This window comes from Xanthomonas sp. NCPPB 3569 (assembly GCF_041475645.2).
Classification (GTDB): domain Bacteria; phylum Pseudomonadota; class Gammaproteobacteria; order Xanthomonadales; family Xanthomonadaceae; genus Xanthomonas; species Xanthomonas phaseoli.
The window spans coordinates 1,267,449-1,279,448 of sequence record NZ_CM192969.1; the positions used below are offsets into that span (position 1 = coordinate 1,267,449).

7 protein-coding genes and 1 pseudogene are annotated in these 12,000 nt (G+C 64.0%); 6 read left to right on the top strand and 2 right to left on the bottom strand.

The window, feature by feature from the left end; translation table 11 throughout:
- Nucleotides 1–3 precede the first annotated feature (3 nt).
- From ACCQ03_RS05460 to ACCQ03_RS05470, 3 genes and pseudogenes are all read left to right on the top strand, one after another.
- Complete coding sequence (locus tag ACCQ03_RS05460; protein WP_057679604.1) at nucleotides 4–1,050, top strand: sulfate/molybdate ABC transporter ATP-binding protein; 1,047 nt, start codon at nucleotides 4–6, stop codon at nucleotides 1,048–1,050.
- Between the two features lie 266 nt (nucleotides 1,051–1,316).
- On the top strand, nucleotides 1,317–2,033 hold the full coding sequence (locus ACCQ03_RS05465) for a TorF family putative porin (protein ID WP_057679603.1): 717 nt from the start codon (nucleotides 1,317–1,319) through the stop codon (nucleotides 2,031–2,033).
- Nucleotides 2,034–2,456: 423 nt separating this feature from the next.
- Nucleotides 2,457–2,640: pseudogene (locus tag ACCQ03_RS05470) on the top strand (hypothetical protein); the annotation flags it as partial.
- Between the two features lie 99 nt (nucleotides 2,641–2,739).
- Here the strand turns inward: ACCQ03_RS05470 and tdh are convergent.
- Both tdh and ACCQ03_RS05480 read right to left on the bottom strand, forming a co-directional pair.
- A complete protein-coding gene (gene tdh / locus ACCQ03_RS05475; protein WP_209226041.1) occupies nucleotides 2,740–3,774 on the bottom strand; it encodes an L-threonine 3-dehydrogenase in 1,035 nt (344 codons plus the stop codon).
- A gap of 553 nt (nucleotides 3,775–4,327) precedes the next feature.
- Nucleotides 4,328–6,751 carry a TonB-dependent receptor gene (locus ACCQ03_RS05480; RefSeq protein ID WP_081022916.1) on the bottom strand — a complete coding sequence of 808 codons (2,424 nt, stop codon included), beginning with the start codon at nucleotides 6,749–6,751 and terminating at the stop codon, nucleotides 4,328–4,330.
- Nucleotides 6,752–6,858: 107 nt separating this feature from the next.
- Between ACCQ03_RS05480 and ACCQ03_RS05485 the strand changes: the two genes are divergently transcribed.
- From ACCQ03_RS05485 to ACCQ03_RS05495, 3 genes are all read left to right on the top strand, one after another.
- Entirely contained in the window at nucleotides 6,859–8,940 is a 2,082-nt protein-coding gene (locus ACCQ03_RS05485) for a phosphocholine-specific phospholipase C (protein WP_057678502.1), read from the top strand.
- 235 nt (nucleotides 8,941–9,175) lie between these two features.
- Nucleotides 9,176–11,260 carry a S46 family peptidase gene (locus ACCQ03_RS05490; RefSeq protein WP_209226068.1) on the top strand — a complete coding sequence of 695 codons (2,085 nt, stop codon included), beginning with the start codon at nucleotides 9,176–9,178 and terminating at the stop codon, nucleotides 11,258–11,260.
- Between the two features lie 91 nt (nucleotides 11,261–11,351).
- Nucleotides 11,352–11,996, top strand: a complete 645-nt coding sequence (locus ACCQ03_RS05495; RefSeq protein WP_057678504.1) for a histidine phosphatase family protein — start codon at nucleotides 11,352–11,354, stop codon at nucleotides 11,994–11,996.
- Nucleotides 11,997–12,000: the final 4 nt, after the last annotated feature.

The window sequence follows — 12,000 nt, forward strand, 5'->3', positions numbered from 1 at the left end:
ACCATGGGCATCCGCATTCACCGCCTGCGCAAGCAGTTCGAGACCTTTACCGCGCTGGACGACATCAACCTGGAAGTGCGCCAGGGCGAGTTGCTGGCCTTGCTTGGGCCCTCCGGTTCGGGCAAGACCACGCTGCTGCGGATCATGGCCGGGCTGGAGCATGCCGATGGCGGCCAGGTGCTGTTCGGTGACGAAGATGCCACCCGCATGAGCGTGCAATCGCGCCGGGTCGGCTTCGTGTTCCAGCACTACGCACTGTTCAAGCACATGGACGTGTTCGAGAACATCGCATTCGGCTTGCGGGTGCGCCGCGGCAACGAACGTTGGGCCGAAGCGCGCATCCGTGCGCGCGTGGAAGAGCTGTTGGCGCTGGTGCAACTGCAGGGGCTGGAACAGCGGTATCCCACCCAACTCTCCGGCGGCCAGCGGCAGCGCGTGGCGCTGGCGCGCGCGCTGGCGATCGAACCGCGCGTGCTATTGCTGGACGAGCCATTCGGTGCGCTGGATGCGCAGGTGCGCCGCGACCTGCGCCGTTGGCTGCGCGAGTTGCACGAACGTACCGGCCTGACCACGGTCTTCGTCACCCATGACCAGGAAGAAGCACTGGAACTGGCCGACCGCGTGGCCATTCTCAACCGCGGGCGCATCGAGCAACTCGACACGCCGGCGATGATCTACGACAAGCCGGCCTCGCCCTTCGTGTATTCGTTCGTGGGCGCGGTGAACCGTATTCCCGGGGTGCTGGCGCAGGGGCAGATCCAGGTTGCTGGGCACGCACTGCCCCTGGCCAATGCCGCGCTGGCTGCAGGGCCGGTGGAGGTGTATGTGCGGCCGGAAGATCTGGTGCCCGACGAGGCAGGCTGGCCGGCGACGGTGGCGTGGTCGCAGCGCAGCGGCCCACGCCTGCGGCTGCGCGCAACGCTGGAACCGGCGGGCAACGAGGTGGAAGTGGAACTGCCGGCCTCGGCCGGCAGCTTTCAACCGGGGCAGCAAGTGCGCCTGGCAGCACGGCAGTACGGGATATTTCCTGCGAAAGCAGGCGCCGGCTGAGATCGGTGAGCATGTAAGGGGATGTGCGAGGCGCGTTTCGCCTTTGCTGTGACCAATCCCCCCAATGCCCGATTTCAACCCTGGACATCAAGAATCGGCGCACGCGGTCGATGACATCGACACCTGATTCGCGCATGGGCTCTTGAGTGTGTGCGCTGGATCAAGCGAACGCGACTTTCATGTTGCGCTGCAATGACAGTTGGACTAATAAGTCCTTGCAGCCTCGCTTCGCGCCATCCCACCGTTCATCGCTCCAGGAGATGCCCATGAAGTCGTCCCCGCTCGCTTGTTGTCTGTCGTTCCTGCTACTAGGCGTTGCACCGCTTGCGCAGGCGCAGGACGAAGATGCGTCCACATCGCCGTTCAGTGGCACCTTTGCGGTGACCAGCGATTACCTGTTCCGTGGTATTTCGCAGACAAACGAAGAGCCTGCGTTTCAGGCCGGTTTGACCTACAAGACGCCATTCGGGTTGTACCTGGGGACCTGGACATCCAACGTCGATTTCGGCGCTGGCGATCCGGATTGGGAAGTGGATGGTTTCGTCGGCTACAACACCGACCTGGGCACCCGCTGGAACTTCGACGTCATGATCAACCGCTATCAGTACCTGGGAGCGGGCGCATCCAACTATGCCGAGTTGATCACCAAGACCACATTCTTGAAGACCTATAGCGTGACGGTCGCCTACACCGACGATCTCTACGGCAGCAAGACCGATGGCTATTACTACGCCTTCGATGCCAATTGGACGTTGCCGTACGACTTTACGTTCGGCGCGCACGCAGGGCACAGCGTCTACACCTCGTCGCTGAGTCAGGTGGACCACGACTACAACGATTTCGGCGTCAACGTCGGCAAGACCTTCGGCCCGTTGGGTTTGAGCGTGGGGTATTACGACACCAGCAAAGCCGCCGAATTCGGCTTCGGGCGTCAGAATTCGCAGAACCATCTGGTGGCGACGGCGACCGTCACCTGGCCGTGATGGCGATGACTGAAGCAGCTCTGACAACGCGCAGGATCGTCGTCATGCGGGAAGCGTCGACACACTGAGTCTTTCGGCTCTGCATCCAGACTGGGTCAAGACTCGAGGCTTGGCTGGATTGTTTTTTTGAATGACTGCAGCCTGCGGATCGATCACGTGCGCAGCGGCCGATCTGCGGATCTTCGGCAGGGGGCTTGCCCCCTCACCATGGCGGGACACGCTGCAAATACATCCTTGTCAGCGCCTTGGCGGCATCCGTGCCGCCAAGGGTCCGGCGACGGTAGCGGGCAAGCACCAGTTGAGATGACCGGTGCGTAGAGTTCAAACGAAGCAGTCAGCAAATGATCTACTGCAGTGTGTTGCTCTTCGTGAAAGTGGCCAGTATTCGATCTGCCGCGGTGTGCTCGTCTTCGATGGATCCAACAGCAAATTATTTGGTGCGGTGTCCTTGTCGATTGCGGGACCGTTGGCGGCATGGATGCCGCCATCGAGCCCACATGGACGTGCTTGCGGCGTGTCCCGTGAGCGGCGAGGCGCCGCGCCCTCGACCCACGAGGCGTTTATCCAGCCCCTAGCCGACCCCGCGTCTGTTGAGATGCTTCGCTAGCTCCTGAAAAAATCGCTCGCCGCATTCGTCAGCATGTGTAGGTCAGAAAACGCGAAAGGCGCCTCGCGGCGCCTTTCGCATATCTGCAGTGTCAGTCGATCAATTCCAGCTCAGCACGACCTTGCCGGCCTTGCCTTCTTCCATCAGGTCGAAGCCCTTCTGGAAGTCGTCGATCGGCAGCTGATGGGTCAGCACCTTGTGCAGCGGAAAACCCGACAGCACCAGCTGCGTCATCTTGTACCAGGTCTCGTACATCTTGCGGCCGTAGATGCCTTGCACGGTGAGGCCCTTGAAGATGATCTTGTCCCAGTCGCAACCGGCCCCACGCGGCATGATGCCGAGCATGGCGATCTTGCCGCCGTGGTACATGCAGTCGAGCATGTCGTTGAACGCGCGCGGGTTGCCGCTCATTTCCAGGCCCACGTCGAAGCCTTCCATGTGCAGGTCCTTCATCACCTCTTTCAGCGAGGTGTTGGCGACGTTGACCACGCGCGTGGCACCCATGTCGGCCGCCAGCTTGAGGCGAAAATCGTTGACATCGGTGACCACCACATTGCGCGCACCGATGTGCTTGCAGATGCCGGCCGCAATGATGCCGATCGGGCCGGCGCCGGTGATCAGCACGTCCTCGCCGATGACGTCGAATTCAAGCGCGCAATGCGCAGCATTGCCGTAGGGGTCGAAGAACGCGGCAAGCTCGGACGGAATCTGGTCCGGGATCGGCCACAGGTTGCTGGCCGGCATCATCATGTATTCGGCGAAAGCGCCGTTGACGTTGACACCGATCCCGACCGTGTTGGGGCACAGGTGCGGACGGCCGCCACGGCAGTTGCGGCAATGGCCGCACACGATATGGCCTTCGGCCGACACGCGCTGGCCGACCTGATAACCGGTCACTGCCGAACCGAGCTCGGCCACCCGGCCGACGAATTCATGACCGATGGTCAGGCCCGGCTTGATGGTGCGTTGGCTCCACTCGTCCCACAGGTAGATGTGCAGGTCGGTGCCGCAAATGGCGGTCTTTTCCAGCTTGATCAATACCTCGTTGGGGCCGGGCGTCGGCACCGGCACCTGCTCCAGCCAGATGCCCTTGTTCGCTTCGCGCTTGACCAGCGCCTTCATCGTCTGCGCCATCTGGCGGAACCTGCTGAGTGAAAGTAAGTCGGCGATTATAGGCGGGGGCCAGGCGGATGCATGTGGCGGTGCACGAGCAATGGTCCCGGCGCAGTCTGGGCCGGGTGGTGGTGGTGATGGGGCGGTTGGCGGAGAGGATGCGTCTGTTGCCGGGCGTTGCCCCCATCCGCCCTTCGGGCACCTTCCCCCGCAGGCGGGGGAAGCGCAGGGAAGCCGAGCGACAGGGAAGTGGAGCTACAAGGAAGTCGGCAAGCAGGGAAGGTGAGAAGCAGGGACGTCGATAAGGAGGGAGGCCGCTGTGCAAGACCGGCCACCGCTTGGGGGAGGCAAAGGAAAAGCGGAGAAGGCAAAAAGTAGATGAGGCCGAGAACGGCAAGGAAGACAGAAAGCAGGTGAGGCGAGACACGATAAGCCGAGCAAGCGCGAAGCTATGTGAACGGGCGCCGCGGACCGGCTTGAGGCGTCAAGACGCCGCCGGCCTGCCTTCTCCCGCGCGCGGGAGAAGGTGGCGCGTAGCGCCGGATGAGGGCGCTTTCAGATGATGCAGCGCTACTTAGAACTTCACATCCAGGCTCATGAAGTACTGCCGCGGTGCGCCGACCACCATGGTCTGGTTGTAGCCATCCGGATCGGAGGCGACGTAGCCGTTGGTGCCGGTGCTGGCGAAGTAGCGCTTGTCGGTGAGATTGCTGATGTTGAGCGCCAGCGCCACATCCGCCACCCCGCCGACACGCCCGAAGTCGTACCGCGCCCCGGCATTGAACAGCCAGTAGGACGGCACCTGCGAATCGTTGAGGAAGGTGATGTAGCGCTTGTCCACGTACTTGCCGTCCAGATCCAGACGCAGGTTGCCGATCTGGTAGCTGGCGCTGGAAGAGAACATCAACGCCGGGATGCCCACCACGTCCTTGCCGGAGGTGGCGACCACGCCGTTGTTGAGGTAATCGTCCTGGTAACGCGAGCGATTCCACGACAACGAGTTCAACCAGCTCAGCCCTTCGGTCGGGCGCCACATCAGCGCCAGATCCGCACCGGCGCTGTGCACCGCGCCAACGTTGCTCAGGATCGCCGCGCAGGTCTGCACCGCGGTGCACGGCGAGGTGGTCAGCAGGCGGTTGGAGAACTTGGTGAAGTAGGCGTCGGCCGAGAGCTGGAACTGCTCGTCCTGCACGCGGTAGCCCACCTGCACGGTCTGCGATTGTTCCGGCTCCAGCGTGGAGCGGCTACGGTCGAAGGCGGCCTGCGAGGTGGCGAACGGGGTGAAGCCGAACGCCGCGATGTTCTTGCTGTAGGACGCGTACAGGTCCTGGCGTTCGTCGAGCTTGTAGTTGATACCCACCTGCGGCAGGAAATTGTCTTCGGCGCGAATGCGGCCCTGTGCCAGCGCGGTGGTCGGCACCAGCGATTGCGCGCGCGTCGTGGTGTTGAGCGCTTTTGCGCCGTAATTCAGGGTCAGGCGATCATCGAGCAGGCGCACGGTGTCCTGCAGATACAACATGCGGGTTTGCGTGGTGTAGCGCTGCAGGAAGTCGCGACGGAACGGGGTCTGTGCGTCGTACACGTTGTAGAGCGAGGTGTAACCTTCGTTGCCGAGCGCGAAGTAGTTGCGGCCCTGCGTGGTGCGCGCGTTTTCTGCCCATGCGCCCACCTCCAGATCATGATTGCCCCACGACCATTTCAATGCGGTGGTGCCGCCGAAGCGATCCAGGCCGTAGTCGGTGGTGCGCATCGACAACGGAACCTGTGCAGAGGTGGGCACATACGGTGTCACCCATTGGCCTTCGCCACGATTGCCGTGGTAATAGCCGCTGGCATCGAGTGTGGCGCCGCCGAAGACAAACGTGCCCGACAGGCCTGCCAGGTTGTCGCGACGCAGTCCGCCGCCGGCGTAATAACTGGCATCGAGCCAGCTGTAGTCGCTGGGCAGACCGGCCAGCGATTGCGGGTAGCCGTTGGCCACGCCGCTGATGGCGCCGGTGTTCTGGTAGGCGCGCGCCATCTGCACGGCGGTGGCCCAATCCGGTTGCAGGTAATCGTAGTCCCAGCCGAGCACGCGCTGGCTGGTCAACGACAGATCCATGTAGTCGTATTCCTTGCGCCGTGAGGTATCGACGAACAGGCTCAGGCGGTTGCCGTCGCCCCACTGGTACACCGTCTTGAGATTGGCCTGTTCGGATGTCTGATCACCATAGCCCTTCCACTTGTCGGTGCTGGCATTGGCGTACGACAGATACGCCGACAGCCCATCGCGATCGCCGGTGTCGGCGCGCACGAAGGTGCGGCGCGTCGCATCGCTACCCACCGTCTGCACCAATCGTGCGCCGGGTGTGGTCTGTGGGTCGGCCGAGTAGAACTGCATGGTGCCGCCGAGATTGGTGTTGGAGGCGGTGCCGAGCGCGCCTGCCCCTTGCGCAATCTCTACCGAACCGAGGTTTTCCGAAATGATGGCGCGCGTGATGTGCAGGCCATTGGTCACGCCATAGCTCATGTTGCCCAGTGGAATGCCATCGAGCGTGTAACCCAGGCGGCTTTGGTCGAAGCCATGCAGGGTCACCTGCGTGGACCATTCGTAGGTGCCGAATGGATCGGCGGACTGGAACTGCACCCCAGGCAGTTTTTCCACCGCCTTGAACGCGCTGCTACCGGGCGTCAGCTGCTCGATGTCCTGCTGGCTGATGCGTTGCACCTGGCGGGTGCTGCCTTGTGACACCACGTTGATTGCATCCAGTTGCGTTGCATTGGCGGCGTCGGCCACAGGGGTGGCTGCCTCCGCTGCCGGAGCAACGGCAACCGGGTCAGCCGGCGAGGCGGCCTGCGAAACGACGGGAAGCAGCGTTGCCAGGGCAAGCGCCAGCGGAGTGACATGAAAGCGACGAGCGGAAGTCATGGGGGAGTCCTGTTCGGCCACGGCTGAGGGCGGACGCACGGTGCAAAGCCGGCGTTTCGCGACGCAGGGTGTCAACGGCTCATGAAACATTGATGACGGTCGCTGTCGCAAAACTGTCGTGCTCGCCCGCTATACGTGTGGTGTCCAGCCGCGCTGCGCGGTGACAAAAGCACTACTTTTTTGCAGGTTCTGCCGCCATGACGTCTTCCTCTTCGCGTCGCGATTTCCTCAAGCGCGTCGCTGCGCTCACTGCTGCCGGCGCCTTGCCGTCTTCGATCGGCCGTGCGCTCGCTCTGCCGGCCAACGCGCGGACCGGCACGTTGCGCGATCTCGAACATGTGTTGATCCTGATGCAGGAAAACCGCTCGTTCGATCATTATTTCGGCGCGCTACGCGGCGTGCGTGGCTTTGGCGATCCGCGCGCGCTGCAACTGCGCGATGGCCATCCGGTATGGAGTCAACCCACGTCCGATGGACGACGCTTGCTGCCGTTCGCGTTCGATTCGCAACATACCTGCGCGCCGTTGATCAAGAGTCTGGATCATTCCTGGAAGGCCGGTCACGGGCAGGACCCGGCACGCTGGGCCGAATACGATGCATGGGTACCGTGCAAGGGCGAATTGACGATGGGGTACTTCCAGCGTCACGACATCCCGTACTACCACGCGCTTGCCGACGCGTTCACCATCTGCGATGGCTATTACTGCTCGCTGCACGGGCCGACCAACCCCAATCGCATGTATCTGTTCACCGGTACCAGCGGCCCGAGCGTGGGCAACGTCGGCGCGCAGGCGGTGACCAATGACGACGATGGCAACTGGACCGCCGACATGGCGCGCGACAAGCCCGGCTACGCAGCACTGCAATGGACCACGTACGCGCAGCGCTTGCAGGCTGCCGGCGTGGACTGGCGCGTGTATCAGGAATACGACAACTTCGGCTGCAACTCGCTGGCATATTTTTCGCACTATCGCGATCTGCGCACCGACGACGAACGGTACCGGCGTGCACGTGCGTGTGTGCCCGGTTCCACCGCGGCCAACGCCGCCACCACCCAGGCCGAGCATCTGGTTGCCGCGATCGCTGCCGATGTGCAGGCCAATCGCCTGCCGCAGGTGTCGTGGGTCATCCCGCCCACCGCGTATTGCGAACACCCCGAAGCGCCGCCTGCCTATGGCGAGTCGCTGGTGGCGCGTCTGATCGATGCGCTCACTGCCAATCCAGAGGTGTGGGCCAAGACGGCGCTGATCATCAATTACGACGAGAACGACGGCTTCTTCGATCACGTGCCCGCGCCGTTGCCGGCATTGGACGCACGCATGGGGCGCAGCAATGTCGACACGCGTGGCGAGGTCTACGATGGCGTGCCGATCGGCCTGGGCATTCGCGTGCCGATGCTGGTGATCTCGCCGTGGACGCGTGGTGGCTGGGTCAACTCGCAGGTGTTCGATCACACCTCGGTCCTGCGTCTGCTGGAACGCCGCTTCGGCGTGGCCGAACCGAACATCAGCCCGTGGCGGCGTGCGGTCAGCGGCGATCTCACCAGCGTGTTCGACTTCCGCAAGCCGGACGATTCGGCGTTGAGCGCGTTGCCGTCGGTCGACGACTATCGCGCACGTACCGCTGCCTTGCGCGACAAGCCGCTACCGTCTGCGCCTGCCGCCGCGACGATGCCGCGGCAGGAACCGGGGCAACGGCCGGCGCGCGCATTGCCGTATGCCTTGCAGGTGCATGCACGCGTACAAGAGGGCGCCGCCGTGCAGTTGCAGTTCGTCAACAGCGGCGCGGCAGCGGCGGCGTTCAATGTCTACAGCAGCGCGGCCAGTGGCGGCCCCTGGTATTACACCGTGCTGCCCGGCACGCAGTTGGACGATGCGCCGGTTGGGGCCACGCACAAGGGTGCGTACGCGTTGCGCGTGCACGGGCCCAATGGCTTCTTGCGCGAGTTCGCCGGGCAGGTGCCAAGTGCCTCTGCGCCCTCGGCAGCGCCATGGGTGGAGGCGCGACAGGAGGGCGACGCCTTGGTGCTGGAAATCGGCAATGCCGGGCAGCACGCCTGCACCGTGCAACTGCGTGCGCTGGACTATGCAGACCCAGGTACGCGTACCTTGCCGCTGGCTGCAGGCCAGCGCGAGACCATTCGCCTGGCGCTTGCCGCCAGCAATCACTGGTACGACCTGGTGGTGGAGCAACCGGGCAGCGCCTTCCGCCGCCGGCTGGCCGGGCATCTGGAAACCGGCAGACCCAGCCGCAGCGACCCCGCGTTCGGTCGCGTCTAGGCCGGCGCTCGGCCGCGGTACGCTGCAGGCGAATCCGCTGGCGCCTACTGCGCGGCAAACGGGCGCGCGCGGAGAGCACGCGCCGACCCTGCCATCGGTCATGGGTTTGCCAGCGAATGTTGGCGTTACACTGTAACGAAAATAACCCGTGGGGCTGTCGATGCGTCCAAACCTGTTCGCTGTTTCCGTGCTGGCCACGCTGGCTGTCGTTTCGTCTGCACAGGCGGGCGAGGGGATGTGGGTTCCACAACAACTGCCCGAGATCGCCGGGCCCCTCCAGCAAGCAGGCTTGCGGCTTTCGCCGCAGCAGCTGGCCGACCTGACTGGCGATCCGATGGGCGCGGTGGTCGCCCTGGGTGGTTGCACCGCCAGCTTCGTCTCGCCGCAGGGGCTGGTCGTCACCAACCACCACTGTGCCTATGGCGCGATCCAGCTCAACTCCACCGCGCAAAAGAACCTGATCAAGGACGGGTTCAACGCCGCACGCCCAGCCGACGAGCTCAGCGCCGGTCCCAGTGCGCGTATCTACGTGCTCGATGCCATTACCGACGTCACGGCACCGGCAAAGGCAGCGATGGCCACTGCAGGCGAGGACGCGCTCAAGCGCACGCTGGCCCTGGAGGATTTCAGCAAGCAGCAGATCGCCTCCTGCGAAGCGCAGCCGGGTTACCGCTGCCAGTTCTTCAGTTTTACCGGGGGCAACGCCTACCGGTTGTTCAAGAACCTGGAAATCAAGGATGTGCGCCTGGTCTACGCACCGCCCGGCAGCGTGGGCAAGTTCGGCGGCGACATCGACAACTGGATGTGGCCGCGCCATACCGGCGATTTCTCGTTCTATCGCGCCTATGTCGGCAAGGACGGCAAGCCTGCCGCCTACGCAAAGGACAATGTGCCCTACCAGCCCAAGCACTTCCTGAAATTCGCCGACCAGCCGCTGGGCGCCGGCGACTTCGTGATGGTGGCCGGCTATCCGGGCCGCACCAATCGCTACGCGCTGGCCGCCGAATTCGACAACACGGCCAATTGGACCTACCCGGTGGTCGGCCAGCAGTTGAAGGACGTGATCGGCCTGATCGAACAGGCAGGCAAGCACGATCCCGACATCCAGGTGAAATACGCCAGCACCGTCGCCAGCCTCAATAACTCCGCCAAGAACTTCGATGGGCAACTGGAAGGTTTCAAGCGCATCAATGCGCAGGCCACCAAGCAGGCCGACGAAGCGGCGGTGCTGGCCTGGCTCAAGGGGCAGGGTGCGGGCGGGCGCAACGCGCTTGCCGCGCACGACACCTTGGTCAAGCTGCTCAAGCAGACCCAGGCCACGCAACAGCGCGACTTCGTGCTGCGCCAGTTCGACTCCACCGGAACGGTGGGCGCCGCAGTAACGCTGTACCGGCTGGCGCTGGAGCGTGCCAAGCCCAATGCGCAACGCGAATCCGGGTACCAGGACCGCGACCTGCCGTCGATCGAAGCGACGATGAAGCAGATGGAGCGCCGTTACGTGCCGGCCATGGATCGTCAGCTGCAACAGTACTGGCTCAGCCAGTATCTGAAGCTGCCGGCCACCCAGCGCATCGCCGCGCTGGACCAGTGGTTGGGCGGTCGCGATGTGGCGGCCGTGCAGGCGGCCGTGGGCAAGCTCGATGGCACGGTGTTGGGAAGCACGCAAGCGCGGCTGACGTGGCTTGCCGCCGACCGGGCCGCCTTTGAAACCAGCACCGATCCGGCGATCCAGTACGCCGTGGCGGTAACCCCGGCCCTGTTGCAGATCGAGCGCGAAGACAAACTGCGTACCGGCGAGCAGCTCAAGGCGCGGCCGGTGTATCTGCAAGCCCTGGCCGACTACAAGAAGAGCCGGGGCGAGGCGGTCTACCCGGATGCCAACCTGTCGCTGCGCATCACCTTCGGCAACGTCAAGGGTTACGTCCCGAAAGACGGAGTGGCCTACACACCGTTCACCACCTTGGAAGGGGTGGCCGCCAAGGAGACCGGCGCCGATCCGTTCGATTCGCCCAAGGCCCTGCTGGATGCGGTCAAGGCCAGGCGCTACGCCGGGCTGGAGGACAAACGCCTGGGCTCGGTGCCAGTCAATTTCCTGTCGGACCTGGACATCACCGGCGGCAACTCCGGTTCGCCGGTGATGGACGCGCAGGGCAAGCTGGTCGGCCTGGCGTTCGACGGAAATTGGGAATCGGTGAGCAGCAACTGGATCTTCGACCCGGCCATGACCCGCATGATTGCCGTGGACAGCCGCTATCTGCGTTGGATCATGACCGAGGTCGCTCCGGCGCCACAGCTGTTGCAGGAGCTCGGCGTGCGCTGACGCGGGCGGCCGGCGCGGGGGCGGCAGGGGTTATCATGCGGTCCCGTTTCGCTGCGGCGAGCGGGCCCCTCCCCCAAGGAACTCCCAGCGCATGCGCATCCTGCTTGCTCGTCACGGCGAGACGCCGTGGAACGCCGAAGGCCGTTACCAGGGCCAGATCGATATTCCGCTTTCGCGAGTCGGCGAAGGCCAGGCGCGCGCATTGGGCGAACGGTTGCACACGCTGCAGATCGACCGCGCGGTGGCATCGCCGTTGTCGCGCGCGCAGGCCACTGCTAAGGCCGCATTGGGCGCTGCGCGCGCAGTGCTGCTGCAGACCGATGCCGACCTGCAGGAAATTGCACACGGCGAATGGGAAGGCCTGCTGGCCAGCGAGATCAACGACAAGGACCCGGCACGTCTGCGCGCCTGGCGCGAAGAGCCCGATACGGTGTTGATGCCGGGTGGCGAATCGCTGCGTCAGGTGCTCGATCGCAGCTGGCGCGGCCTGGTGCGCGCCGCCGATGGGCTGGGCGCGGACGGCACCTTGCTGGTGGTTGCGCACGATGCGGTCAATCGGGTGATCCTGTGCAAGATCCTGGGCCTGCCGTTGTCCAAGCTGTGGAGCTTCCGACAGGCCCCGACCACGCTGAACCTGCTCGAAGGCGATGACGTGGAGCATCTTGAAGTGGTACGCCTCAACGACTGTGCGCACCACACACCGTTCTTTGGTGAGGCAAAGCATCGGGCGTTATAGCGTC